Here is a 26,673-nt window from a genome sequence, read left to right as displayed (position 1 = left end):
TCTTTGTACCGCGATCGCGGGAAATCTCACAGACTTCAGCCCCGAAACGGAAACTTTTTGACCACGGTCGCAAGGATGACCCTCGTAGCCCGCTACGCACGCTCCTCCGTCGCGTGCCACGCCGGCAGCCAGGCGCTCGCGAGCTCGCTGGATTGCCGCGGTCGTCGTCGTGGCTGCTGATGGTCAGGAATCTGGTTCGTTCACTGTGGACGCCGCGCGGCGGCGCGGGAGACAGAGCTGGGCGGACAGCAGTCCGGCCGCGGCGACCAGGGCCCACAGTGCCCATGGGCCGATCGCGTACACGGCGCCGCCGATGAGCGGTCCGACGCCTGTACCGATCGTGTACGCGACGCCGTGCAACCCCTGGTAGCGCCCGACCATCCCAGGCGGAGTCAGGCTTCCCAGGTAGGCCTGGGAGTAGGTGCTGGTGACCATCTCGCCGAAGGTCCAGATCACCACCGTCGCTGCCAGCAGGACCATGTCGGTCGTGAACCCGGTCAGCGCGAGACCGACTCCGACGATCAGGTTGCCGATGGCCAGTACGTACTCCGGCCGGTAGCGGGAGACCGCGCCGGTGATGGGCAACTCCAGCACCAGCACCAGCAGACCGTTGAGCCCGATGAGGAGACCGAAGTCGCGCGCGCTCAGGTCCACCGCGTTGACGTGCAGGGGCAGGCCGACGGTGGACTGGATGTAGACGAACTCGGCGACCAGGGTCATCACCAGGAAGCGCACCAGTGTGCGGTCGGCGAGCGCCTGCCGGTACCCCACCGCCTGCGCGCCCGCGTCGTCCGGGCCGGACGGCGGCTGGGGCTTGTCCCGCAGCAGCACCGCCACGACCACGCCGAACAGCAGGCATCCGGCGGCGTTTGCCAGGAAGAGCCCCGCATAGGAGGTGCTGGCCAGTACGCCGCCGATCACGCCGCCCAGGGCCGAACCGAGGTTCATCGCGAACCGGAACACCCCGAAGGCCGCGAGTCGTTGCTGGTTGGTCGTCACCGAGTCGAGCAGTACGGCGGCCGCGGCCGGCCGGTAGATCTGCGACGTCACGCCGATGAGACCTACCACCGCGACGAGGATCGGGAACGGTTCGACGAACGGCACCATCGCCGTCAGACCGGCGGTGGGCACGGCGGACACCACGATGGTCCAGCGCCGGCCGATCTTGTCGGCGAGGTAGCCGCCGACGGCGTTGCCGAGGACGTTGGCCAGACCTGCCACGCCCAGCACGAACCCCGCGGCGCCGGCGGAATAGCCGCGCTGGGTCAGGTACAGCACGATGAACACCGGCAGGAAGCTGCCCAGTCGGTTGACCAGGATGCCGACGCTGATGATCCACACCCGGCCGGGCAGGGTGCGCACCGCGTCGCGGAATCGCGGCTCGTCGACGCCCGGCTGGTCCGGCTGCCTGCTGCTCACGCGACGGCCTCGGTACGCACCTGGATCGCCGCGGCCAGCCGTCTGGCGTGGGCGATCGCTTCGGTGGCGGTGGAGCCGCGGGCGACGACGTGACCGACCTTGTCCTCGTTCCAGGTCAGCGGTGGTACGTCGTCACCCGGCCCCACCTCCAACTGGAGGTCGACGAACGCCGGGTCCGCGCGTACGGCGTCGACGCCGGTGACCTCCACGACGCGTCCGGGCTCCGGCGTGAGGAACCGGACGGCTGCTCCGCCCCGAGGCTCGGGCGATGCGGTCAGCGGCTCCACCAGGCCGAACCCGGCGCCCAGCGCGTACCGCTCCATGTCAACGCCGTAGGCGATCTCGGCCAGTTCGTTGATCCGGTCACCGCCAACGCGGTTGTGCGACTCGACGATCCGCGGGCCGCGCGAGGTCAGCTTGACCTCGGTGTGCCCTGGACCGTTGCGCAGCCCTACCGCGTCGAGGAAGTCCGTCACCAAGCGCGTGACCTCGCGCAGCGTCTCGGCCGAGTAGCCGCTGGGCTGCGAATGTCCGATCTCGACGAAACCGGAGCCGCCGATCTCTTTGTCGGTCACCGCGACGACCACATGCCGGCCGTCGAAGCTCAGGGTCTCCACGCTGATCTCCAGGCCGTCCAGGAACTCCTCCATCAGGAACTCGTCGAAGGAGTCGGCGGAAAACAGGTCTTTGGCGGCCCACTGCCCGTCGTCGAGGGATCGGAACCTTTCGGCGACGACGTCCACGTCGGCTTGGTCGCGGATGCGGAACACCCCCAGGCTGCCCGATTCGCGGATCGGCTTGACGATGATCGGGAGCCCGTGCGCCTGAACGAAGTCCCGAACGTCCTGCGCGGAACGGCCGACCGCGGAGGCCATTGGGCTGATGCCCCGTGCGGCCAGGTGCCGGCGCATCCGCCACTTGTCCAGCAGCAGTTCCACGGTGGCGACGGACTCGCCGTCGAGGCCGAGTGCCTCGTTGATCCGCGCCGCCGGCAGCAGCCCGAGCTCGAACAGCGACACGGCCGCCTGGAACGGGTACGCCTCGTGCAACACCCGGACCAGCGGCAGGAGCCGGTCGATGTCGCCGTAGTCGAGCAGCAGTGCCTGATCGACGTAGGGCCAGTGGCCGCGGTCGTACTCGTCCGGGAACTGGACGTGAACCACGTCCAGGCCGAGCTCCCGGGCCTTGCGTACATGCTTGAGCTTGCCGCCGATGACCAGGACGCGACGCCGTCCGGTGGTGGCCTTGACCGAGTCGTTCGTAACCATCTGGTGCTCCTCTGGGGCGGCCGGCTCCCTGCCGGGCATCCCAGAATCTGCTCGTCTGAGGTCGGCCGGCGCATAGGCACTCCTCCCTATCCTTGGTCCTGAGGAGGTCCTAGGGAGTCGGGCGTGGCGTCACGGCGGGAGAAGCGCCCCAACTAGCGCTGAAGTCTGTATGCGGTATACGATCGTTCGGAACACGCTGGCTGTGACCTGGTGCACGGTAATTTCCATTGGTGACGGATACACTCGGCGTGTTTGTGGAGGGGAGTATTCCTCTCGGGCCGCGGTGACGTGCGCCCGAACGCGGCAGTGTCGTCATCACGGGAGGCCTGGGCGGCCGAACCGGTGCTGCCGGCCCGGACCACCGGGCGGAAGAGACCTCCGGACCAAGCTCTGTTGCCGTCGTCCGGAGGTTCGTCATGGTCTCTGTCATGCCCCCTGCCGTCTGGGTCCTGACCATCGTCGGGTTGCTGGCGATCGTCGCTTTCGACCTGATCGTGATCGCCAGGCGCGATCACACCGTGACGATCAAGGACGCGACCCGGTGGGTGCTGTTCTACGTCGGCCTGGCGGCACTGTTCGCGGTCGGGTTGTTCCTGTTCAGCCCAGGGTCGGGGACGACCGGTGGTGAGTTCGTCGCCGGCTACATCACCGAGTACAGCCTGAGCGTCGACAACCTGTTCGTGTTCGTCATCATCATGGCCAGGTTCGCCGTACCGAGTCTGGCGCAGGACAAGGTGCTCTACGTCGGCATCGTGGTCTCGATGGTGCTGCGGGCGGTGTTCATCCTGGCCGGCGCGGCGGCGATCGCGGCCGCGAGTTGGGTGTTCTACCTCTTCGGCGCGTTCCTGGTCTACACCGCTGTCCGGCTGGCGCTCGAGGGTGACAACGACGAGACGGACTTCCAGGAGAACGCCGTACTGCGAGGGATGCGCCGGATCCTGCCGCTGTCGCACGACTACGACGGCGCCAAGCTGACCACTCGCATCGACGGCCGCCGGATGGTGACGCCGCTGGTGATCGTGATCGCCGCGATCGGGATGGCGAACGTGATCTTCGCGCTCGACTCGATCCCGGCGATCTTCGGGCTCACCCAGGACGCCTATATCGTGCTGACCGCCAACGCGTTCGCGCTGATGGGTCTGCGCCAGCTGTACTTCCTGATCGGCGGGCTGTTGGAGAGGGTCATCTACCTGAACGTCGGCCTGTCGGTGATCCTCGCTTTCATCGGCGTGAAGCTGATCATCGAGGCGCTGCACGGTTCGCATATCGACGACATCGGCGCGATCCACCTGCCGCACATCGGCATCCTCACCTCCCTCGGCTTCATCGCCGGCACCCTGTTCGTCACCACGGGCGCCAGCCTGATCAAGTCGTCGTACGACCGCCGCCGCATCGAGGTCCGCATCAAGATCGACGAGTAACTCCGGTACGACGCCGGCCGCGACCCACCGCCGTGGAGTCGCGGCCGGTTTGCGGAAACTAATCGGCGGCCCCCAGTGACGATTTCTCTCCGGAAAGCGCGCTGTCGCGGGCTGGGCGGAGGCGGAGGAAGAGGAGCGGGATGGGGGTGAGGATCAGGCCTGAGGCGAGCAGGGCGGCGCGCAGGGACGAGCGGCCGACGGCGCCGAGCGGCGGTCCGCCGACGACCTGACCGATCGCGTTGGCCTGCGACACCATCGAGATCACTGTGGCCCGGGACCGGGAGTCGACGTGCCGGTTCAGCCAGGCGGACTCGATCGGCCACGCGAGCGTGCCGGCGATCGTCTTGATCCACAGCACGGCAAGCGCCAGCCAGAGGTGGTCCAGCAGCGCGAACGTGATCACGGCGGCCACCTCGAACAGACTCAGCACCGCGAGGATGCCGTTCGGATGCGTGGCACTCAGCCGCTCCGGTGACAGCTTGTTCAGCACCACCGACGTGATCAGGGACAGCAGCGTCCCGACCAGGGCGAACACCGTGAACCAGAACGCGGGGGCCGACGTACCGAAGACCGTCGGGAACTGGAAGTCCAGGATCTTCACCGACCACAACCGGTCGAACGCCTCGCTGGCCAGCCCGGAGATCAGGCTGATCAGCACCAGCGTCCGTACGACGGGACGCCGCCGAGCGACCCCGAGACCGTGCTTGAACGTCTCGGCCATCTGCTTGAACGTCTCCCGCTCGCCCTTCGGTGTGCGGTGGAAGTTGTCCTCGCGCATCACCATCGCCAGCACCAGCGCGAGCAGGATCATCCCGGCACCCGCCAGCGCCATCGGCAGCGGCAAGCTGATCAGACCGAGCGCGCCGGCGGAGACGGTCCCGGCGATCGTGCCGGCCAGGGCGAACTGCTGCCCCCGGACGAACGCCTTGGCCGCGCGATCCACGCCGACCTCGTCGGTGATCCACGCCTGGTCGGCGCCGGAGGTGAAGGTGTAGCCGACACCCCAGAGCACCTGAGCGGCGAGGATCGCCAGGAACGTCGGCACCAGCCCCTGCAGCAGGAGACCGGCGCCGATCAGGGCGAAGCCGATGATGACGGACAGCCGGCGGCTGTACAGGTCGGCGACGATGCCGGTGGGTACCTCGAACAGGAAGCAGGCGAGCTCGAGAGTGGTGCCGACCAGGACCATCTGGAGTGGATCCAGTCCGACGTCGCGGACGTAGTACACCATGCTGAGCGTGAAGGCGAGGGCGCCGAAGAAGGCCCAGGCGGTGTTGAAGGCGTAATAGGTCCGGACCGGATCGGCCGAACGGAAGACAGGCATCGTGGGTCGCTCCCGAAAGCGTGTGCGGGCATGACGAAGCGCGACCTTCTACAGGTCAAACGCTTGCGTGACGCACGACGGCGACCCACCCGGTGGGCGAGTGCGGAGGTGCGCTTTCAGGATCGACGTTGCATGGCGTCAGAGTAGGGCAGGATCCGGCGAGTCCGCCTCCGATTTAGGCAACCACGAGCGGTGATCAGAGGTACCATCGATAGTGCCTGGCCCGGCCGTTCCCCCGTGATGGTCGGGTCAGGTTTTTCGCGCCCCGATCCAGAGAATCGCGGTGCGATCGCGGACTAGAACGGTTTGCGATACCTCGGCAGCCGTTCGGCGATGCGGTAGCCCAGGCTTTCGTACAGAGCCACACTGCCGGTCGGGTTCTCCATGATCGTCCACAGTGAGGTCGCGCGTACGCCGTACTGCCAGAGCTGGGAGTGGTTGGTCCGGAGCAGTGCTGAGGCCAGGCCGCGACGGCACCAGTCGGCCGGATGCCGGGCACCTCGGCGCCGGCAGGCAACGCAACCGCTGCCGGTTCGCTCAGCGCCCGTTGCATCCGAATCATGGTGAAGGCCACCCGATACCCGGCTGCCTCAACCATCGCGCGATCCCGCTCCGACTCCGGGTTGACCCCGAACACCGGCCTACCGACGCCCCCCTCACCCGCCGCGTGCAGCCGCGCCGGTTCCTCCTGCCCGGCAAGCTGCGCCGATCCACTCAGCAGATACAGCCGCGTCCCATCCGCCTCGTCCCACCACGTCAGTTCCACAACCCAACTATCCCAACCTCAGCGTGCTGGACGGGTTGACAGCGATGGGGGCGGACGGGTTGACTGCGATATAGTTCACAAAGGAAATAAAAGCCTCCGTACCTCGTTCCGGGGTGGGGGAGGTGGCAGCAGTTCGGACCGGGGTCGGCGGCTCAGAGCGACTCCGTCCGGGACTGGCGCATGCCCGGATCCGGTGGCCCAGCCATCGGATCATTCGGTGCATCCCGCCTATTAGTTGCCTGAAGCAACGTGGGAAAGCCCTTGAAAACAAGGGATCTGAGTCGATCGGTCAAGGTCTGGTCTCGGCCGGGGTGAGGCTCTTCCGCTGCCGGAGGTTCTGTGTCATCCTCCCGGAAGTAGAACCTAGGATCCTATCGGATATTGGGTTGGAAAGGATGAGGAGTGAGCACAACGTTGAAGCCGGCGGCGCCGCCCGCGCCGGTCCGCGGGGAGAAGGTGACGCCCGCCCGGATACCCCGCCCGAGCCGGCGGACCGCGGCCCACCGCAGTCTGCGAAGGCACTGGCAGCTGTACCTGCTGGTCCTCGTACCGCTCGCGTACTTCGTCATCTTCAAGTACATCCCGATCGCGAACGCGGTGATCGCGTTCAAGAACTACAGCCCGGTCAAGGGGCCGTGGGGCAGCGAGTGGGTCGGGTTCCGCAACTTCGAGTTGTTCTTCGCCAATCCGGTGTTCTGGACGCTGGTGAAGAACACCTTCATCCTGGCCGCCTACACCGTGCTGGCCAGCTTCCCGATCCCGATCATCCTGGCCATCGCGCTGAACGAGATCCGCAACGGCCGGTTCAAGAAGACCGTCCAGCTGGTCACCTACGCGCCGTACTTCATCTCCACCGTGGTGGTCGTCTCGATGACGATCCTGGTGCTGTCGCCGCGGCTCGGGTTCGTCAACGACGCGATCGGGCTGTTCGGCGTACCGGCGGTCGACTTCCTCGGCAACCCGGACTACTTCCGGCACATCTACGTCTGGTCCGACGTCTGGCAGACCACCGGGTACTCGGCCGTCATCTACCTGGCCGCGCTGGCCGGTATCGACCCGGCGCTGCACGAGTCGGCCAAGATCGATGGCGCGACCCGGCTGAAGCGGATCTGGCACGTCGACCTGCCCGGGATCATGCCGACCGCGGTGATCATCCTGGTGCTGGGCGTCGGCAACATCATGTCGATCGGCTTCGAGAGGGCCTTCCTGCTGCAGAACCCGCTGAACCTGGCCCAGTCCGAGATCATCGCCACCTACGTCTACAAGACCGGCCTGCTGAACGCCGACTTCAGCATGGCCACCGCGATCGGGCTGTTCAACTCGGTGATCAACCTGTTCCTGCTGCTCGGCGTGAACTTCGCCGCCAAGCGCATCACCGGAAACGGACTCTGGTCATGAGCCTTTCACTGCAAGGATTCCGCCGTACGACGGGACGTCCCGATGCCACCGTGATCGCGGAGACCCGAACCGACAAGGCCTTCCTGTTCGGCGTGAAGATCATGCTCTGGATCGCGCTGATCCTGGTCGCGGTACCGCTGATCTATATCGTCGCGAACTCGTTCAGCAGTGCGTCCGCGGTGAGTGCCGGCCGGGTGCTGCTGTGGCCGGTCGAGCCAAGCCTGCAGGCCTACAAGGTGGCGTTCGGCGATCCCCAGATCATGCAGGGCTACCTGAACTCGTTCATCTATGCGGTCGGCGGCACCCTGATCAGTGTCACGCTGACGATCGCGATCGCCTATCCGTTGTCGCGGCGTTCCTTGTTCGGCCGGAACGTGATCATGAGCGTGCTGATCTTCACCATGCTGTTCTCCGGCGGCCTGATCCCGACGTACCTGGTGGTGCAGGACCTGGGCATGCTGAACACCCGGTGGGCGATGGTGATCCCGAGCGCGATCGGGGTCTGGCAGGTGATCATCGCGCGCACCTTCTTCCGCTCGACCATCCCGGACGAGCTGTACGAGGCGGCGACGATCGACGGCGCGAGCGATCTGCGCTTCCTCTGGTCGATCGTGCTGCCGCTGTCCAAGCCGGTCATCGCCGTGATCGCGCTGATGTACGCCATCACCCAGTGGAACAGCTACTTCGACGCGCTGGTCTACCTCAAGGACCCGGGTCTGTACCCGCTGCAGATCGTGCTCCGCAACGTCCTGATCCTGAACACCACCTCGGGTGGCTCGACCACCCAGAACCTGGCCCAGCAGCTCGAACAGCAGCAGTTGGCCAACGTCCTCAAGTACGCGCTCATCGTCATCTCGAGCCTGCCCGTACTGCTCATCTACCCGTTCGTCGCCCGCCACTTCACCAAGGGCGTGATGGTCGGCGCGGTCAAGGGATAACTCTGAGAAGGGAACAACGAAATGCGCTCAACAGTGAGCAAAGTCGCCACGCTGGTGGTGGCCGGCACGCTCGCCCTCGCGGCGTGCAGCTCGGACAAGTCGGCGCAGGGGGCGGCGAACGAGACGGCGGCCGACGGCAAGGTCATCATCGACACCTTCACCCCGGCCGACCAGAACACCAACCTGGACACCAACCAGGTCACCAAGATCATGAGCGACAAGTTCAAGATCCAGTTCCGCTGGCAGACCACGACGTACGACGGCGGTCCGGCCAAGGAGAAGCGGCAGATCGCGCTGGCCAGCGGCGACTATCCGGACCTGTTCTTCATGATCCCGTGGATCGACGCGTTCACCCAGGCCGAGGTGCTCAAGCTGGGCCAGCAGGGCATCGCGGTCCCGCTGGAGGACCTGATCAAGGAGAACGCGCCGAACATCCAGAAGGCGCTGGACTCCAACAAGACGTACAAGGAGATGTCGACCGCGCCGGACGGCCACATCTACGCACTGCCGCAGTGGGCCGACTGCTACCACTGCACCTACCCGGACAAGCTCTGGATCAACAGCGCCTGGCTGAAGAAGCTCGGCCTGCAGACGCCGAAGACGACCGAGGACCTGCGCAAGGTGCTCCAGGCGTTCAAGACCCAGGACCCGAACGGCAACGGCAAGGCCGACGAGATCCCGATGACGACCGACCCGCAGGACAGCAGCCTGATCGCGTACCTGATGAACGCGTTCGCCTACGACCCGGTCGGCGCGAACAACGGTGTCCGGTCGCTGATCACGCTCGACGGGGACAAGGTCGTCACCCCAGTGACGTCGGCGCAGTGGAAGGAGGGCCTGAAGTACATCAACTCCCTCTACAAGGAAGGCCTGATCGACCAGGCCGCGTTCACCCAGAACGCCGCCGCGCTGCAGGCGCAGGGCAACAACCCGAAGGCTGTCGTCCTCGGTACGGTACCGGTGCTGTGGCCGGGCATCTTCGTCCAGCTCGACTCGAAAGACGGCCGGGACAAGCAGTACGACGCGGTGCCGCCGCTGACCGGTCCGGAGGGCAAGAGCTACACCGGCCTGAACTACCCGTCCTCCACTGGTTACACCTTCATGCTGACCAACAAGGCCAGCAAGGAGGCCCAGGTCGCGGCGATCAAGATGCTCGACTACATCTACACCGACGAGGGTCAGATGATCACCAACATGGGACCGGAGGGTGTCGGCTGGACCAAGCCGGGTCCCGGTGACATCGCGCTCGACGACAAGGTCACGCCGATGTACAAGCCCAAGCAGAACGCGCCGAAGAACATCAACTGGGGTGCGCTCGGCCAGTACAACAACACGCTGGCGTACCGGAACGCGCAGGTCGTACCGGCGGACATCTACACCGGCGCGGGCCTCGAGCGGCGGCTGTTCCAGGCGACCAAGCTGTACGAGGGTCACGAGGACAAGGCGCAGTGGTTCCCGCAGACCTCGGTCTGGCCGGACCCGAGCCTGAGTGGTGAGCTGGCCACGCTGCAGACGAACCTGAACAGCTACGTGAGCCAGAACCAGTTGGCCTTCATCACCGGGTCGAAGAACATCGACACCGAGTGGGACGCCTACGTGAAGGGTCTGGACAGCACCGGAATGACCAGGTACCTCGAGATCCAGCAGCAGGCCTACGACAAGTACAAGTCCGGAAGTAAATAGATCTCATGTCGCACGAACTGTGGTTCACAACTGCCGCCCCCGACTGGTTCGAGGCGTTGCCGCTCGGTAACGGTCACCTCGGCGCCAAGGTGTTCGGACGGATCGACGAGGAGCGGATCGCGCTCAATCTCGACGACGTCTGGTCGGGGGACGGTCCGCGCACGGTGACCGTGACGGACGGTCCGGGGGTGCTGGCCGAGGTACGGCGGTTGTTGCTGGACGAGGGTGATCAGCTGGCGGCGACGGAGCGGACCCGGGCACTGCAGGGTCCGTTGGTCGAGTCGTACCAACCGCTCGCCGACCTGCTGATCGCTGCGTCCGGGGAACCACAGGAATACCGGCGGAGCCTGGACCTCCGCACCGGGATCGCCGCCGTCGACTACACGGTCGACGGCGTGCGGTTCCGGAGGGAGACATACGTGTCCACGCCGGACCAGGTGATGGTGTGGACGATCACCGCCGACCGGCCGGGGTCGATCGACCTCGACCTGGCGCTGACCAGTCAGCATCCGGTTCGGGTGGAGGTTGCCGACGGCACCTATGGTGTTGTCGGCCACGCGCCGTCGGATCTGACCATCGAGTACCGGCAGAGTCCGGACCCGATCCGTTATGAGGAAGGGCGCGGCATCGGGTTCGGTGTCGCGCTGCGTGCTCACAACACTGGCGGCAGCGTCGACGTCGGCGCTGCGGGCGTCGCCGTACGCGGAGCCGACAGTCTGAGTGTGGTGTTGTCGGCGGCAAGTACTTTCGCCGGCTGGTCGGTCCCGCCCGGCCGCGATCCGCTGGTGGCGTTGCGTGAGGCAACCTCAGTGCTGGACTCACTGGCCCTGGACAGGCTCCGGGAGCGGCACCTCGACGATCACCTCGAGCTGTACGAACGCGCCGAGCTGCAACTCGGCGAGTCCCCTGAGCTCCCGACCGACGAGCGGATCAAGGCGGTCGCCGCCGGTGGCGACGATCCGGACCTGGTCGCGCTGACGTTCAACTTCGGCCGTTACCTGTTGATGGCGTCCTCCCGCCCCGGGACGCAGGCGGCCAACCTGCAAGGCATCTGGAACCAGGACCGCCGGCCGATGTGGGCCAGCGACTGGACCAACAACATCAACACCCAGATGAACTACTGGCCGGCCGACCTCACCGGCCTGGGGGAGTGCTTCGACCCGCTCACCGATCTACTCGAGGGCCTGGCCGCGTCGGGCGCCGAAACCGCCCGGACCCTTTACGACGCACCGGGCTGGGTGTCGCATCACAACGCGGACATCTGGTGCGCGACCTGGCCGGTGGGCGAGGGCGGCGACGATCCGGTGTGGGCGATGTGCGCGACCTGCGGCGTCTGGCTGACCGCGCACCTGATGGAGCACTACCGGTTCCAGCAGGACCTGGACTTCCTCCGCGAGCGGGCCTATCCGCTGATCGCCGGTGCGGCGGAGTTTGTCCTGTCGATGCTGGTCGAGGACCGTGACCGCCGGTTGCAGTTCATCCCGTCGACCGCACCGGAGCATCACTTCGTCCTGCCGTCCGGCGACAAGGCCTCGGTCGACCTCACCACGACGTACGACATCTGGCTGATGCGTGAACTGTTCACCAACCTCACCGAAGCCGAGACCGCGCTCGGCCTCAGCACCGAGCTGTCCAAGAAGGCCCGCTCCGCCCGCGAACGCCTTCCGGAGATCGGTACGACGACCGACGGCCGGCTGCTCGAATGGCCGACGGACTGGCAACCGTCCGAGCCCGACCACCGCCACCAGTCGCACCTCTACGGTCTCTACCCGGGCGCGGAGATCGACCCGACGCGGACGCCGGAATGGGCCGCGGCGGCCCGTGCATCGCTCGACCTGCGCACCTCCACCGGGAAGCCGGGCGGCTGGACAGCAGCGTGGCTGGTCGCGTTGTGGGCACGGCTGTTCGAGCCGGAGAAGGCGTCCGCGGTGATCCGCGACTACCTCAGCCGGCTGGTCTCGGACAACCTGCTGCACCGTGACGGCGACATCTTCCAGATCGACGCCAACTTCGGCATGACCGGCTGCATCCCCGAACTCCTGATCCAGAGCCACACCGACACCATCCGCCTCCTGCCTGCCCTCCCGGCCGACTGGCCGGACGGCTCGTTCCGCGGCCTCCGGGCTCGCGGCGGACTGTCGTTCGACGTCACCTGGCGCGACGGCAAGATCACGGCCGCGACAGTCCGGGCCACCCACTGCGGCACGCACCAGATCGCGATCGCCGACGAGGTGGTGAACGTCTCTCTTGAGGCGGGTGAACAGGTGGACCTGGTTAGGGCACCCTAACCAGGCTTGTTATAGGGTCAATGGCTATGAGGAACCGCCTTGCGATCGTTGTGGTGGCCGCCGTTCTGGTGTTGGCCGGGTGTGGTGCGAAGGACACGGCGAGTACGGACGCCGGACCCGGAGACACCGAGGTGGCGACCGGAGGGCGGCTGTTCAAGACCGCTGACCAGGAGACCGCCAAGCTGGGGTCGGATGCGCAGCCGGGGGCCTTCCCGCGGACGGTGAAGCACGCGCTGGGCGAGACCAACCTGGAGAAGAAGCCCGAGCGGATCGTCGTCCTGGACAGCGGTGAGCTCGACGACGTCCTCGCGCTCGGCATCACGCCGGTCGGGATGGCGACGACGGCCGGTCAGGCGGGCGTTCCGTCGTACCTGGCGGACAAGGCGCAGGGGATCAAGACCGTCGGCGGGATCAGCGAGCTGAACCTCGAGGCGATCGCGGCGCTGAAGCCGGACCTGATCCTGGGCAGCAAGCTGCGGGCGAACGACCTGTACGACCAGCTCAGCGCGATCGCGCCGACGGTGATGAGCATCCGGCCTGGGTTCCCGTGGAAGGAGAACTTCCTGCTGGTCGCGGACTCGGTCGGCGAGGAGGACAAGGCCACCGGGATCCTGAACGACTACCAGAAGCGCGCCGACGAGGTGAAGGCGAAGGTGCAGGGATCGCCGACGATCTCGCTGGTCCGGTTCCGGCCGGGGGAGATCCGGCTGTACGGCAACCTGTCCTTCATCGGCGTGATCCGGAAGGACATCGGGCTGCCTCGGCCGAAGGTGCAGGACGTCCCGGATCTCGCGGTCGAGGTGTCGCAGGAGAACATCTCGCAGGCCGCCGGCGACTGGCTCTTCTACTCCAGCTACGGCAAGCCGGAGACCACCGCCGAGAACACTGTTGTCAACGGCAACCTCTGGAAGGCGTTGCCGGCGGTCAAGAACGGTCAGGTCGCGCGCGTCGACGACGAGGTGTGGTTCCTCGGCCTCGGCCCGCTCGGCGCGATGGACGTGCTGACCGACCTGGAGAAGCTGCTCGCCGCGAAGGGCTAGTCCGTCACACGTCCGCGGTCGGTGACCTGGACGTGGGGTGCGTACCGTGCGACGGCGGCGACCAGGTCGTCGTACGGGAGGGGCCGGCCGAGGATCTCGACGGTGCCCGGCCACTGCTCCGACGGGCCCCATGCCTTCGAGCTCCGGGGCAGCGCGTCGCCGTCGTACCGGAGCACGACGAGATACGGGTGCCACGCATCCTCGCCCTCGCTGTTGACCCCGCGCCGTTCGACCCGGCAGATGCCGTGCACGTCGCTCCACGGGATCGTGCGCGGCTGCTCGCCGCCCAGGTAGACGCCGGTCTCGTTGATCGACAGCAGGACGTCGTCCTGGTCGCCCTCGTGCCGTTCCTCGGCGGTCGTCACCAGCCCGACCAGGAGCAGCACCGGCAGTCCGACCGCGAAGATCAGCGGCATCCCGCCCCAGGACAGCCAGACCGCCTCGAGCGGCTCGCGGATCGGCTCGCCCCTGATCAGCTGGACCACGACGCACAGCAGTGTGAACAGGACCATCAGGCCGAACACGACACTGCCGAGGTACAGCGTGGTCCTGGTCGTGCCGAGGCTGCGTCGCTTCACGACGAAGGGCTCGGTGGTCTGCGCAGGCGGCATAGCGGCATTGTCGGCCGCATCCGCTGTTCGCACCAGGATCCTCACAGAACCCTACTCATTTCGGCCGGAACGGTCGTTCCTAGGGATGAAATAGGGCTCGCCGACCCGGCCCGGACTTTGGTCCGGCCCAAGTGTCCGCAACAATCGCAGCATGCCGGACCGCCAGACCGCCGTCGCTTCTCGGAAGCCGCCGACGCGCACCACACGCCGGCGGCGCCGCACGGGCAGTAGGTGGCGCCGCGGCTGGATGATCGCCGTCCTCGCGGTGCTGTCCGCCGTGACGCTGCTGTTCCACCGCTGGGTGCCGAACTCGGTCGGCAACCTGGGCAGCCTGCTCGACACCTTCCTGCCCTGGGTCGGCCTCGCCGTACCGATCCTGGGGATCGCGGCGCTGGTACGACGTTCCGCCACGGCCGGGGTCGCGTTGTTACTGCCCGCGGTCGTGTGGGGCCTGATGTTCGGGAACCTGCTGATCCCGGGCAAGGGCGGCGGCGCCTACGACCTGCGGGTCCTGTCGCACAACGTCGACGCGGCCAACCCGGATCCGCAGCGGACCGCGCAGGATCTGCTCGCGGCGGACGCCGATGTGATGGCGCTCGAGGAAATCACGGCCGCGGACATGAAGATCTACAAGGCCGCGTTCGCCGACGAGTATCCGTACGAGGTCTCCCGGGACACGGTGGCGCTATGGTCGAAGTACCCGGTGGCCGAGAGCAAGTCGGTCGACGTCGGCTTCAAGTGGACGCGGGCGCTGCGGGCCGAGGTGAGTACGCCGCAGGGCAAGATCGCGGTGTACGTCGCCCACCTAGCCTCCGTCCGGGTCGGCACCAGCGGCTTCACCTCGGGCCAGCGCAACGACACGATCGAGGCCCTCGGCCGGCAGATCGCCGACGAGAAACTGGCCGGCGTGATCGTGATGGGCGACTTCAACGGTACGGCGAACGACCGCAGCCTGGCTCCGCTGACCGCCGGACTGCGCTCGGCCCAGGGTGCGGCCGGGTACGGGTTCGGGTTCACCTGGCCGGCCGACTTCCCGATGGCGCGGATCGACCACATCATGGTGCGCGGCGTCACGCCGACGAAGGCCTGGGTGATGAGCTCCACCGGCAGCGACCACCGTCCCGTGGTGGCCGAGGTGCGCGTCTGACCGCCGTAAGGGCTAATCGGCGATGCCCTTGCGGTAGGCGTAGCGGACTGCTTCGGCGCGGTGCCGGGCGCCGATCTTGGCGAAGGTGTTGTTGATGTGCGTCTTCACGGTCGCCTCGCTGATGTACAGCCGCTCGGCGATCTCCGGATTGCTCAGTCCCTGCGCGATCAAGCGCAGTACCTCGGTCTCGCGCGCGGTCAACCCGTCGGTCTCTTTGACCCGGCCCGGTGTCAGCCCGGCGATCAGACGGCGTGAGACCTCGGGATCGAAGGTGGACTGGCCGGCCGCGGTCGAGCGGAGCGCCGCGCCGATCTCGGCCCGGCCGGCGTCCTTGGTCAGATAGCCCCGGGCCCCGGCCCGCAGGGCGGTCGCGATCGACTCGTCATCGGCGTACGTGGTCAGCACCAGAACGGCGACGTCCGGGAAGCCGGCGGTGATCCGCGCGGTTGCCTGGACACCGTCGAGGACCGGCATCTTGAGATCCATCAGCACGACGTCGACGTTGCCTTGCGCAACGAGATCGACCGCCTCGACGCCGTTCGCGGCCGCGCCGGTGACCTCGATCCCGTCCAGCAGGCCAAGGAGAGCGACCAGTCCCTCCCGGACCACCTGCTGATCGTCGGCGACGACCACCCGGATCCCGTCACTCATCAGGCACCTCCGCGACCACCAGCCAGTCGTCACCGTCCGGACCCGCCGTCAGCGTCCCACCGACCAAGGCCAGCCGCTCCCGCATCCCCGCCAACCCGAACCCTTCCCCTGCCGTCGCACCCTTGTTCCGCACCGTCAGTCGGACGCCGTCCGCGAAGGCCAGCCCGACATCCACCGGCTGCCCGGGTGCATGCCGGGCCGCGTTCGTCAGCGCCTCCCGCGCGGCGTTGAGCAACGCGACCGTCGCTCCCGAGTCGAGCGGGCCGGCCGTGCCCGCCATGCTCAGCCGAACCGCGGCGCCGTGATCCGCTTCATGCTGTTCGGCGAGCGCCGCAAGCGCCTGCCGCAGATCGGGTACTTCGTCCTCCCGCAGCGCGGCCACCGCGTTCCGCGCCTCACTCAACCCTTGTACGGCGAGCCGCCGCGAACGCCGGATGCGGTCGAGAGCACCCTCGGTGTCACCGCGTTCCTCGAGCAGAGCCTCGGCCAGCTCGAGCTGCACACTGAGCGCACCGAGGGAGTGAGCCAGGACGTCGTGCAGGTCACGCGCGATCCGGCCGCGCTCGTCCAGGGCTGCGGCGCGGGCCTGTTCGCTCTGCGCCAGGCGGGTCTGTTCCAGGAGCTGCTCGGTCTGCCGCGCCTGGATCTCGTACTGCCGCCGGTTCAGGCCGAACGCGGTCAGCACCGCGGTCCAGAGCAGCTGGCTGAAGTACCAGCTGTCCGGCCGGTCGAACCACCACGCGGACAGCGCGAACGCCGCCGCCACACCGATGCCGGTAGCAACGATCGGCCGGTTCCCGCGCAGGACGCCGTACCGGGGGAAGGACATCACGGCGATGTCGGCGATGGCGACCAGGACCAGCACGAGGGCGTTGGAGTCCGGCAGTCCGGCGATCAGGGCGTTGCTCACCGCAACGGTTCCGAGCAGGGCCAGCGCGACGTACGGGCGGGCCGTCATCAGGACGGTGCCAACCATGAACATCGCCAGGCCGCCGCCGAGCACGAACCAGGCCCAGCTCTCCGCTGGACGCGCGGTGGTGAGTACGGCGATCGCGACGGCCGAGGTCAGCGCACGGCCGAGCCAGCCGCTCTCCCCGTGCAGGGTCAACCGCCCCAGCTTCCGCGACATCACACCGGCACCCTACGCAGCGCCGACGCCGGCAGCGGCCCGTCCGGGGGTGGAGATCCGGGTGGAGATTGCCCGTGGGCACCTCACTTCAGGAGGAGGAGCGGGTCGCTGCGACTGTGTCGGCGGGCAGTAGTAACCGTGGAAGAGGCGGCCGCGCGGGCAGCGGGCGAGGAATCGTCGCCGGGACAGTCGCCCGGGGAGTGACTTACGGCACCACTGGTCGTTGTAGGACCAGTGGTGCCGGTGGTCCTTTCGTAGCGGGACGCCGGCCCGGTCGGTCCCGTCCCACTCCGAAGGACTCGTGATGCCGGTAGCAGATCCACCACCCCTGTCCCGTCGGGCGTTCCTCGCCCGCATCGGCGTACTCGGCGCTGCGCTCGGGGGAGGTGGTCTGCTGGCGCGCAGCGTGTTCGCTCCCGCCGACGCCGCCACCAATCCGCTCCTGCCGACGACGGTGGACCTGATCCGGCCGGTCCTGGCCGCGCTCGCTCGGGACACCCTCAACGGGCTCACCGTGTTCGCGATGCCGGGGCCCGATCCGTACTCCCGCACGCAGGGGACGCCGAGCAGTACGCCGGGTGCGATCGAGGCCGGTGCGACCGACTTCATCATCAACTCCCTGGACAACTTCGTCCCGTTCCCGGACGCGGTCGCCCAGCCGGTCGGGGCCGCTCTGGTGACCGGCCTGGCCGACTCGGGGATCGCCCTGCCGGGTCTCGAAGTACTCCCGGTCGAGCTCCGCCGGCTGGATCGTGCGCTGGCGGCGTACCTGCAGAGCGACGAGGCGATGCCGCTGTCGTTCCCGATCTCCGGGCTGCTGAACCTGATGGCGACGCAGGTGAACCCGCTAGCGGTGAACGGGCCGCACCTGTCGCCGTTCGCGCGGCTGTCGTACGCCGAGAAGGCGCAGGCGTTCGAGTTGATCGAGCGCACCGACTCCGATCTGGTCGCGCTCCTCGATGTGCAGTTCCCCGAGCCGTTGAAGAGTTCGGTGTCCGGGCTGCTGAAGTTCGTCGGCGGCGCGCTGATCGAGTTCGCCACCTTCGGCGCGTACGGCGAGTCGGCCGTCTACGACAAGGTGAGCCGCACGCTGCGGGCGCGGCCGGTCGGGTGGAGCCACACCGGCTACCAGCCGCACGGCCCGGTCGAGGGCTGGGACGACTTCATCGGTTACTACCAGGGGCGCCAGGAGGTGCACGACTGATGCGCGACGTCATCGTGATCGGGGCCGGCGGCGGTGGACCGGTGGTGGCCAAGGAGTTGGCCGCGCAGGGTCTCGACGTACTGCTGCTCGAGGCCGGGCCGCGGCACGCCAACCCGCGGGAGGAGTGGACGACCTTCGAGGACGACGCGAACAACCCGCTGACCGGCTACCTGCGCTGGGGTCCGTCGGACCGCTCGAAGCCCGCCTGGTTCCGGGAGTGGCCGCAGAACTCGTTCGTCTGGCAGCTGTCCGGTGTCGGCGGCACCACCCAACACTTCTACGGCAACTACCCGCGCGCGTACCCAGGCGTCTTCGAGGGGTACGACGGCGCCGACCGGAACGGCTACGACGTCGACCACCGGTTCCCGTTCACGTACGGCGAGCTGGTGCCGTACTTCGAATGGGTCGAGGCGACGATGCCGGTGATGACGGCGGCGATGGGCCACAAGGAGCAGACCTTCTTCCGCGGCGCCGAGACCCTCGGGCTGCCGGTGCAGACCACCAAGACGACGCATCGGCCGTCGTACCGGCCGCAGGAGAACGCGATCCTGCAGCCGGGCGGGACGGCCGGGAAGACGTCGGACAAGGACCTGCTGAACTATCCGCAGGCGACCGGCTGCACCTTCTGCGGGTACTGCTTCCAGGGCTGCATGCGACCGAATGGTGCCCCGCGCAACCAATTCGCCAAGCGGTCGACGGACAACAGCTACGTGCCGATGGCGTTGACGGCCGAGGTATGGGCGCGTGGCGGGCGGCCGGTGGATTTGATCACCGATGCGTTCGTCACCCGTGTCCACGCGGAGAAGCGGCACGGCGTACTGACTGCGACCGGGGTGACCTGGCTGTCCAACGGCTCCGAGCATCGTGAGGACGCTCGCGTCGTGGTGATGTCGGGTGGCTGCACGGAGAACCCGCGGCTGTGGTTCAACAGCGGGTTGCCGAATCCGAACGGCTGGGTCGGCCGCGGCTACACCGATCACTTCTTCGACTGGGTGTTCGGGGTCTTCGACGACTACACCGGCAATCCGAAGGGCGTCGGCTCGAGTGCGCGGCTGGACTACCCGCCGTACGGCGGCTTGGAGAACGTCGGCCTGCCGCCGGCGTTGGCCGCGTTCGCTGGGACCTTGTCGGACAGCGGGATCCGTGGGCAGTACAAGAACGGTCGCGGGCGGACCGGGCCGTGGGACGGACCGGCCGGGCGAGTGATGGGGCCGGAGCTGAAGGAGGTCCTGTCGCACGGACTGGATCGGCTGCTGAGCGTGCTGGTGATCACCGACGACGACGTCGAGGCGCAGAACCGGGTCACCCTCTCGGCCTTGCCCGCGGACGAGAACGGGCCGATCCCGAAGGTCACCTTCAAGCAGCGGCAGCGGACCGCGCGGACGCTGCGGAACCGCGAGTTCATGGCCCGCAAGGCGGCCGAGCTGCTCCGCGGCGCCGGGGCGAAGAAGGTCTACCGGATCGACTGGGCGCCGCTCATCCTGCACGTCCAGTCCTCGATGCGGATGGGTTCCTCGGAGCGGAACTCCGTGGTCGATCCGCGCGGCGAGACCCGCGCGGTGAAGCGGCTGTTCGTGGCGGACAACTCCGCCCTCTCGAACGGCCTCGGCGGGCCGAACCCGACACTGACGGCGCAGGCGCTGGCGACGCGTACGGCGGAGAAGATCCTCCAGACGTACTTCGACGGGGATCCGTGGGTGCGCTCGAGCTCCCCTGTGGTGTCCACGGATCCGCGGATCAGCGTGCGGTTGGGACAGCTCGGGTTGTGAGCGTGTCCGTTTGACGAACATCGGCGTCCGGAGCGGTCCTGCCGTCCGGGCGCCGATTTTCCTACGCTCGAAGTACCCGATCAGGAGGACTTCGAGATGACGATCACTTCGAGCGGCGCTGACCTGACGACGCTGGCTCGGCAGTATGCCGAGGACGGCTTCGTACTGGTGAAAGGCCTGCTCAGCAAGGAAGAAGCGGCCTACTACCGGCAGCGCAGCCACGACCTGCTGGCGTTGCTGAACCGGGGCGACGACCCCACCTGGGCCGCCGCGCGTGACATGACCGATGCACCGACGAAGCTGCAGCATCTGCACGACGCGCAGTTCTACGACGCCGCCTTCTCCCGGCTGCTGGTGGACCCGCGGTTCACCGACGTGGCCGCCGCGGTGATGGGGGTGGAGAACGTGCAGCTGCACCACACCAAGCTGTTCGTGAAGCCGCCGGAGAACGGTTCGCCGTTCCCGCTGCACCAGGACTACCCGTTCTTCCCGCACAAGTACCACCGGATGGGCGCGGCGATCTTCCACTTCGACGACGCACCGGTCGAGAAGGGCTGTGTCCGGGTCATCCCGGGCAGCCACAAGGACGGTCCGCGCGAGCACGACCCGGAGGGCTCGTACCACCTGCCCGACGTACCGTTCGAGTCGGCGACACCGCAGCCGGCCGAGGCGGGCGACGTACTGTTCTTCACCTACCTGACCGTGCACGGGTCCGGGGTGAACGTGAGTGATCAGGCCCGGACCACCTGGCTGATCCAGTACCGCGACCCGGCGGACCCGCCGACGGTGAAGACGCACGAGTTCTCCCTCGGTCAGGGCATGATGCTTCGTGGAGTCGACCCGACGGGCAGGAGTGCTGTTTGACCCTCGCGGATGTCGCTGACGCGGACCGTTTCGTCGACCTCGCGGGGCTGCTGGAGTCCTGCGAGGTCGACGGGTTCCGTGCGGACTTCCTGAGCTGGGGGCACTACCAGCCGGAGTACTGGCGCAACTACTGGCACAGCCACTCGTTCCACGAGGTCTGCCTGGCCTACTCCGGCTCCGGCCGCTTCAACTCGGGAGACACGCAGTACGACGTGCAGCCCGGGTCGGTGTTCATCGCCCGCCCGGGTGACGTGCACGAGATCGAGTCCAGCCGGTCTGAGCCGCTGGGCATCGCCTTCTGGGGCTTCACCTTCCGCCCGGGCGCCTCCGATGGCCGACCGACGGCAGCTCCCGACGAGTCTGGTTGGTGGTCCGGACTGACTCGGCCCGATGGGCCGGTGGTGTCGAGTCGGACCGGCTCCCTGCCGTCCCTCATCACTGCGCTCGCGGCCGAGGCGGCTGCGCCGATCGCCGGCTACGGCACCGCACTCGGCGCACTCGGCTCCACACTCGTGGTGGAGACCGCACGAGCCTTCGCACTCGACGATGACCTGGCAGTAGAGCCAGTCCGGCGTGACCGCGGTCCGCTGGTGGTCGAAGCAATGCAGCGGCACCTCCGGGACAACCTGTCCCGGCCGATCACCGTCAGGGACGTCGCCGCGGTCGCACACCTGTCGGAGCGGCACGCGGAGCGCCTGTTCCACCAGCAGACGGGTGCGTCGATCATGTCCACCTTGCGCCGGCTGCGTCTCGAGCTCGCCGCGCAGTTGCTGCTGGACCCTTCGGTGACCGTGACCGAGGTGGCGCGCGCTTGCGGCTATTCCGACGTACGCCCGTTCTCGACGGCTTTCCGGCGGCACTACGGACGCACGCCGGGCGAGCACCGGCGCGCCGGCGGCACAGAGTTCGTCTGACCCACCTCTGCCAAGGATCTGACACGGAGAGTAGTCAATTGACGTCTGGACAGGGCAGACGGTGACTGCTCAAATGCACCCAGGTATTTCCGCCGTACTCCTGGAGGAGACATATGAGGGGTCGCCTCAGCCGAATCGCCGGCGTCATCGCGCTGGCGCTCGGCCTCGCAGCCACATCCCTGGTGCCCGCGTCCGCCATCACCGGAGGCGAGCCGGACGGGAACGGCCATCCCAATGTCGGTCTGATCCTGTTCTACATGCCCGACGGACGCTTCCGCTGTACGGCGACCCTGGTGTCGCCGACGGTGCTGGTGACCGCGGCCCATTGCACCCAGGGCACACTCGGCAAGACGCTGGTCACGTTCGACTCGGTGATCGCCGAGCAGCCGCCGTCGCCTTTCCCGGTCGCGACGGACCCGGCGAAGGGCTACACCCAGGCCGAGCTGGAGAAGGCCGGCTACAAGTCCGGTACGGCGGCCTCGCACCCGCAGTACTCCGATTTCACCGACCTGAACAACTGGAACGACGTCGGGGTGATCGTGCTCGACCGTCCGGTGACGAACATCGCGCCGGCGAAGATCGCGCCGGCCAATTACCTGAACGCCTACCAGCAGCCGAAGCTGAACAGCACGATCTTCACGTCGGTCGGCTACGGGACCGAGGTCCGCAAGGCCGACTCCGGCCCGCAGAAGCCCACGCCGATGTCGTACCCACTGCTGCGCCGCTGGGCCGAGGAGCCTGGCCAGAAACTTACCCCGCAGATCCTGCAGGTGAACGGCAACGAGCACGACAAGCGCGGCACCGGCGGCACCTGCTTCGGTGACTCCGGCGGGCCGACGTACCACGGTGGTTACGTGGTGACGGTGACCAGCTACGGCTACACACAGAACTGCCGCTACCTCGACGGTCTGCAGCGGATCGACATCAAGGTCGTCCAGGACTGGCTGAAGACGTTCGGTGTGCCGCTCGGCTGATTGTCCCGCGCTACTGGTGCCGCGACCCGTCTCAGTGGGTCGCGGCACCTACTTGTGCCGCCAGAGGCCGACGACGGCGACCAGGCCTGCGAGTGACGGCAGGAAGCCGAGTACGCCGTGGAACGTCGGCACGATCGTGGTGTAGGCCTCGCCGCCGACGGACAGGCCGATGAGCTGGACGGTCGCGCCGATGACGAACAGCGTGGTGCCGATCCCACGGACCCGGCGGTTGCCGCGGGCCACCGCCACGATCGACCACACCCAGCCCGCGAGGCCGAGGACTCCGACTGCCACCAGATAGATGGTGATGGCGTTCCGGTCCTTGGCGACCAGATCGGCGGACCAGCCGGGATAGGCGGCCCGGACGTGGTCGCCGATGCTGTCGGCCGTCACGAGGTCGATCAGCGGGGCGAGGACGGCGATGAGGGTCAGCGCCAGACCGGCGTACAGCGCCTTTCTGACGTAGGCCGGCGAGCGGGGTGGTGCGGCGATGGTGGTCATCGCAATCTCCATTCTTACGCTGTAAGATTCCAATCCACGGTAATCTTACGTCGTAAGAATCCTCAAGCCGAGGGAGTTTCGATGCCTGGCCGCCGTACCCCTGGCCACAGCGTGGGGCTGACGCGCGAGGCGGTGCTTCGGGCCGCCCTCGCACTGGCCGATCGCGAAGGGCTGAAGGCGCTCTCGATGCGCCGGCTCGGCGCGGAACTGGGCGTCGAGGCGATGACCATCTACCACCACGTGCCGAACAAGGACGCCTTGCTGGACGGTCTGGTCGAGCTGCTCGTCGCACCGATCGCCCCGCCGGCGTTCGAGGCGGCCTCATGGCAGGAAGGCCTGCATGGGTACGCACGAGCGTTGCGAACCACCTTGCTCGCGCACCCGAACGTGGTGGCCCTGGTCGCATCGCGGCCTGCCGTCACGGCACAGAACCTGCAAGTGATGGAGGCGGCTCTGGAAAGCATGCGGGCAGCTGGGCTGCAGCCCGCCGACGCTCTGGATGTGCTGTACGCCGTGACCGGCTTCGTCGTCGGGCACGTGGTCACCGCACCCGCGCCGGCGGATGACCCGGTGGACCACCTGGCGACCCTGGATCCGGCCGAGTTTCCGTTGCTGGCCGAGGCGGTGCGTGCGGCATCTCCGCCGGGTGCCGACGCGCGGTTCGAGTTCGCCCTCGAGGCCTTGTTGTCCGGACTCCGGCCGGACGCGCTAGACTGACGACATGCGAGTGAGCCTGCTCCTTAGTTAGCCGTACTGGCATCCAGGCGCTAGAGCGCCGGTCAGTGCGGCGTCCCCTCCTGTGCGAGGGGCTTTTTCATTTCTAGGTATGCCTTCTGGCAGATTTAGGCTCAACAACACACGAAGCATGGAGTAGGACCGTGAGCGAGCAGGTGGGCGACGCCCCTATCGACCGGGGCGGGTACGACTTCGACGCGATGCAGGCCAAGTGGCGGCCGGTGTGGGAGAAGCTGGACCCGTTCAAGACGCGTGACGACGGCTCCGCGGAGCGTCGGTACGCGCTCACGATGTTCTCCTACCCGTCGGGTGACCTGCACATGGGTCACGCCGAGGTGTTCGCGCTGCACGACGTGCTGGCGCGCTACTGGTTCCAGCAGGGGTACGACGTGCTGAACCCGGTCGGCTGGGACTCGTTCGGTCTGCCGGCCGAGAACGCGGCGATCAAGCGCAACGAGCACCCGGCGACGTACACCTACGCCAACATCGAGACCCAGGCGGAGTCGATCCGGCGGTACGGCCTGAGCTTCGACTGGTCGCGCCGGCTGCACACGTCCGACCCGGAGTACTACAAGTGGACGCAGTGGCTGTTCCTGCGGTTCTACGAACGTGGGCTGGCGTACCGCAAGGCGTCGTACGTGAACTGGTGCCCGAACGACCAGACCGTGCTGGCCAACGAGCAGGTGGTGCAGGGCCGGTGCGAGCGGTGCGGGCACGAGGTCACCAAGCGCGAGCTGACGCAGTGGTACTTCAAGACCACTGAGTACGCCCAGCGGCTGCTGGACGACATGGAGCTGCTGCAGTGGCCGGAAGAGATCCTGCTGATGCAGCGCAACTGGATCGGCCGGTCCGAGGGCGCCTTCGCCTCCTTCCAGGTCGAGGGCCGGGATGAGCCGATCCGGGTGTTCACGACCCGTCCGGACACGCTGTTCGGCGCCACCTTCATGGTGGTCGCGCCGGACGCGAAGCTGGCCGCCGAGCTGGTCACGCCCGAGCAGCAGGCCGCCTTCGACACGTACCTGGCCGCGGTCAAGTCCGAGACGGAGATCGAGCGGCTGAGCACCGAGCGGGAGAAGACCGGTGTCTTCCTGGGCTCGTACGCGATCAACCCGGTCACCGGTGAGCGGATCCCGATCTGGGCGGCCGACTACGTGCTGGCCGACTACGGCACCGGCGCGATCATGGCCGTGCCCGGCCAGGACACCCGGGACTGGGAGTTCGCGGAGAAGTTCGGCCTGCCGATCGTGCGGACCGTGCAGCCGGCGCCCGACTTCGAGGGGAAGGCGTACACCGGCGACGGGCCGGCCATCAACAGTGCGAACGCCGAGATCAGTCTGGACGGGCTGGCTGTCGACGAGGCCAAGGCGCGGATCAGCGATTGGCTGGAGAGCAAGGGCCTGGGCGAGCGGACGATCAACTACCGGCTGCGCGACTGGCTGCTGAGCCGACAGCGCTACTGGGGTTGCCCGATCCCGATCATCCACTGCCCGTCCTGTGGTGAGGTGCCGGTCCCGGACGACCAGCTGCCGATGGAGCTGCCCGACCTGCGCGGTACCGACCTGGCGCCGAAGGGTGTCTCGCCGCTGGCGGCCGCCCGCGAGTGGGTCGAGGTCGACTGCCCGAAGTGCGGCGGCAAGGCCGAGCGCGACACCGACACGATGGACACCTTCGTCGACTCGTCCTGGTACTTCCTGCGCTACCTGTCGCCGGACTACACCGAGGGCCCGTTCGACCCGGAGGCGGCCGAGCGCTGGATGCCGGTGTTCCAGTACGTCGGCGGCAAGGAACACGCCGTACTGCATCTCCTGTACGCGCGTTTCTTCGTCAAGGCGCTGCACGACATGGGCCTGCTGACCGCGGTCGAGCCGTTCACCCGGCTGCTGAACCAGGGCCAGGTGGTCAACCAGGGCAAGGCGATGAGCAAGTCGCTGGGCAACGGCGTCAACCTGGGCGACCAGATCGACGAGTTCGGCGTCGACGCGGTTCGGCTGACCATGGTGTTCGCCGGTCCGCCGTCGGACGACATCGACTGGGCCGACATGTCGCCGGGAGGCTCGCTGAAGTTCCTGCAGCGGGCTTGGCGGCTGGCGGGATCGGTCGAGGCCCCGGTGGGCTCGGACCCGTCGACCGGTGATGTCGACCTGCGCAAGGTCACCCACCGGACGGTGGCCGACGCGGCCGACCTGATCGACTCGATGCGGTTCAACGTGATGGTCGCCCGGATCATGGAGCTGGTGAACGCGACCCGCAAGGCGATCGACGCCGGCCCGGGTGCGGCCGACCCGGCCGTCCGCGAGGCGGTCGAGACGGTGACGATCCTGCTGAGCCTGGTCGCGCCGTACACGGCAGAGGACATGTGGGAGACGCTGGGCCACGAGCCGACCGTCGCCAAGGCCGGCTGGCCGAAGGTCGATCCGGCGCTGCTGGTTCAGGAAGCGGTCACCTGCGTGGTCCAGATCGCCGGCAAGGTGAAGGACCGGCTGGAGGTGTCCCCGGACATCAGCGATGCCGATCTGGAGCAGCTGGCGCTGGCCTCCGAGGCGGTTCAGAAGGCTCTGGACGGACGCGGTGTTCGCAAGGTCATCGTCCGCGCGCCCAAACTGGTCAACATCGTTCCGGCCTAGGGTCC

General features: G+C 67.6%; 21 protein-coding genes. 14 read left to right on the top strand and 7 right to left on the bottom strand.

From position 1 onward, the window contains the following. Positions 1-183 precede the first annotated feature (183 nt). Both EV652_RS03460 and EV652_RS03455 read right to left on the bottom strand, forming a co-directional pair. Positions 184-1,419: an MFS transporter gene (locus tag EV652_RS03460; RefSeq protein WP_132207448.1), complete on the bottom strand. Its 1,236-nt coding sequence runs from the start codon at positions 1,417-1,419 to the stop codon at positions 184-186. Continuing rightward, positions 1,416-2,687 carry an ATP-grasp domain-containing protein gene (locus EV652_RS03455; RefSeq protein WP_132207447.1) on the bottom strand — a complete coding sequence of 424 codons (1,272 nt, stop codon included), beginning with the start codon at positions 2,685-2,687 and terminating at the stop codon, positions 1,416-1,418. Before EV652_RS03455 ends, EV652_RS03460 begins: the two co-directional genes overlap by 4 nt. A gap of 428 nt (positions 2,688-3,115) precedes the next feature. On the opposite strand from EV652_RS03455, the gene EV652_RS03450 reads away from it, so the two are divergent. After that, positions 3,116-4,108: a TerC/Alx family metal homeostasis membrane protein gene (locus tag EV652_RS03450; RefSeq protein WP_132207446.1), complete on the top strand. Its 993-nt coding sequence runs from the start codon at positions 3,116-3,118 to the stop codon at positions 4,106-4,108. A gap of 58 nt (positions 4,109-4,166) precedes the next feature. On the opposite strand, the gene EV652_RS03445 is transcribed toward EV652_RS03450, so the two are convergent. Next, positions 4,167-5,432 (bottom strand): MFS transporter, encoded by a 1,266-nt coding sequence (locus EV652_RS03445; RefSeq protein ID WP_132207445.1) that lies wholly within the window; start codon positions 5,430-5,432, stop codon positions 4,167-4,169. A 1,168-nt stretch (positions 5,433-6,600) separates the two neighbouring features. On the opposite strand from EV652_RS03445, the gene EV652_RS03440 reads away from it, so the two are divergent. The 5 genes from EV652_RS03440 to EV652_RS03420 are packed head-to-tail and all read left to right on the top strand — an operon-like array spanning position 6,601 to position 13,545. After that, positions 6,601-7,596 (top strand): ABC transporter permease, encoded by a 996-nt coding sequence (locus EV652_RS03440; RefSeq protein ID WP_132207444.1) that lies wholly within the window; start codon positions 6,601-6,603, stop codon positions 7,594-7,596. Next, positions 7,593-8,534, top strand: a complete 942-nt coding sequence (locus EV652_RS03435) for a carbohydrate ABC transporter permease (RefSeq protein ID WP_132207443.1) — start codon at positions 7,593-7,595, stop codon at positions 8,532-8,534. The genes EV652_RS03440 and EV652_RS03435 overlap by 4 nt, the downstream gene beginning before the upstream one ends. A 21-nt stretch (positions 8,535-8,555) precedes the next feature. Next, positions 8,556-10,217, top strand: coding sequence for a type 2 periplasmic-binding domain-containing protein (locus EV652_RS03430; RefSeq protein ID WP_132207442.1), 1,662 nt, complete (start codon positions 8,556-8,558; stop codon positions 10,215-10,217). A 5-nt stretch (positions 10,218-10,222) separates the two neighbouring features. After that, positions 10,223-12,505: a glycoside hydrolase family 95 protein gene (locus EV652_RS03425; RefSeq protein ID WP_132207441.1), complete on the top strand. Its 2,283-nt coding sequence runs from the start codon at positions 10,223-10,225 to the stop codon at positions 12,503-12,505. A 26-nt stretch (positions 12,506-12,531) separates the two neighbouring features. After that, a complete protein-coding gene (locus tag EV652_RS03420; protein ID WP_132207440.1) occupies positions 12,532-13,545 on the top strand; it encodes an ABC transporter substrate-binding protein in 1,014 nt (337 codons plus the stop codon). On the opposite strand, the gene EV652_RS03415 is transcribed toward EV652_RS03420, so the two are convergent. After that, positions 13,542-14,189: a hypothetical protein gene (locus tag EV652_RS03415; protein WP_158441083.1), complete on the bottom strand. Its 648-nt coding sequence runs from the start codon at positions 14,187-14,189 to the stop codon at positions 13,542-13,544. The two genes, EV652_RS03420 and EV652_RS03415, sit on opposite strands and share 4 nt — an antisense overlap. A gap of 214 nt (positions 14,190-14,403) precedes the next feature. On the opposite strand from EV652_RS03415, the gene EV652_RS03410 reads away from it, so the two are divergent. After that, on the top strand, positions 14,404-15,303 hold the full coding sequence (locus EV652_RS03410; RefSeq protein ID WP_439649036.1) for an endonuclease/exonuclease/phosphatase family protein: 900 nt from the start codon (positions 14,404-14,406) through the stop codon (positions 15,301-15,303). Between the two features lie 12 nt (positions 15,304-15,315). Here EV652_RS03410 and EV652_RS03405 read toward each other — a convergent pair whose 3' ends face one another. Both EV652_RS03405 and EV652_RS03400 read right to left on the bottom strand, forming a co-directional pair. Continuing rightward, positions 15,316-15,954 (bottom strand): response regulator, encoded by a 639-nt coding sequence (locus tag EV652_RS03405; RefSeq protein WP_132207437.1) that lies wholly within the window; start codon positions 15,952-15,954, stop codon positions 15,316-15,318. Continuing rightward, a complete protein-coding gene (locus EV652_RS03400) occupies positions 15,947-17,083 on the bottom strand; it encodes a sensor histidine kinase (protein ID WP_132207436.1) in 1,137 nt (378 codons plus the stop codon). Before EV652_RS03400 ends, EV652_RS03405 begins: the two co-directional genes overlap by 8 nt. 304 nt (positions 17,084-17,387) lie before the next feature. On the opposite strand from EV652_RS03400, the gene EV652_RS03395 reads away from it, so the two are divergent. From EV652_RS03395 to EV652_RS03375, 5 genes are all read left to right on the top strand, one after another. Further along, positions 17,388-18,287 carry a hypothetical protein gene (locus EV652_RS03395; RefSeq protein ID WP_132207435.1) on the top strand — a complete coding sequence of 300 codons (900 nt, stop codon included), beginning with the start codon at positions 17,388-17,390 and terminating at the stop codon, positions 18,285-18,287. Further along, positions 18,287-20,056 (top strand): GMC oxidoreductase, encoded by a 1,770-nt coding sequence (locus EV652_RS03390; protein ID WP_132207434.1) that lies wholly within the window; start codon positions 18,287-18,289, stop codon positions 20,054-20,056. Before EV652_RS03395 ends, EV652_RS03390 begins: the two co-directional genes overlap by 1 nt. 96 nt (positions 20,057-20,152) lie before the next feature. Beyond that, on the top strand, positions 20,153-20,920 hold the full coding sequence (locus tag EV652_RS03385; RefSeq protein WP_132207433.1) for a phytanoyl-CoA dioxygenase family protein: 768 nt from the start codon (positions 20,153-20,155) through the stop codon (positions 20,918-20,920). Next, positions 20,917-21,834, top strand: coding sequence for a helix-turn-helix domain-containing protein (locus tag EV652_RS03380; protein ID WP_132207432.1), 918 nt, complete (start codon positions 20,917-20,919; stop codon positions 21,832-21,834). Before EV652_RS03385 ends, EV652_RS03380 begins: the two co-directional genes overlap by 4 nt. A gap of 113 nt (positions 21,835-21,947) precedes the next feature. Next, positions 21,948-22,808, top strand: coding sequence for a trypsin-like serine protease (locus EV652_RS03375; RefSeq protein ID WP_132207431.1), 861 nt, complete (start codon positions 21,948-21,950; stop codon positions 22,806-22,808). Positions 22,809-22,856: 48 nt separating this feature from the next. On the opposite strand, the gene EV652_RS03370 is transcribed toward EV652_RS03375, so the two are convergent. Further along, positions 22,857-23,309 (bottom strand): hypothetical protein, encoded by a 453-nt coding sequence (locus EV652_RS03370; RefSeq protein ID WP_132207430.1) that lies wholly within the window; start codon positions 23,307-23,309, stop codon positions 22,857-22,859. An 81-nt stretch (positions 23,310-23,390) separates the two neighbouring features. On the opposite strand from EV652_RS03370, the gene EV652_RS03365 reads away from it, so the two are divergent. Together EV652_RS03365 and leuS are read left to right on the top strand one after the other, a co-directional pair. Continuing rightward, entirely contained in the window at positions 23,391-24,026 is a 636-nt protein-coding gene (locus EV652_RS03365; RefSeq protein WP_132207429.1) for a TetR/AcrR family transcriptional regulator C-terminal domain-containing protein, read from the top strand. Positions 24,027-24,187: 161 nt separating this feature from the next. Continuing rightward, positions 24,188-26,668 (top strand): leucine--tRNA ligase, encoded by a 2,481-nt coding sequence (gene leuS / locus EV652_RS03360; RefSeq protein WP_255512562.1) that lies wholly within the window; start codon positions 24,188-24,190, stop codon positions 26,666-26,668. Positions 26,669-26,673: the final 5 nt, after the last annotated feature.

It is taken from the genome of Kribbella steppae (assembly GCF_004342025.1).
Lineage (GTDB): Bacteria > Actinomycetota > Actinomycetes > Propionibacteriales > Kribbellaceae > Kribbella > Kribbella steppae.
Note: the sequence above shows the minus strand (reverse complement) of the source record. Positions and strands in the feature narration are given on the sequence as shown.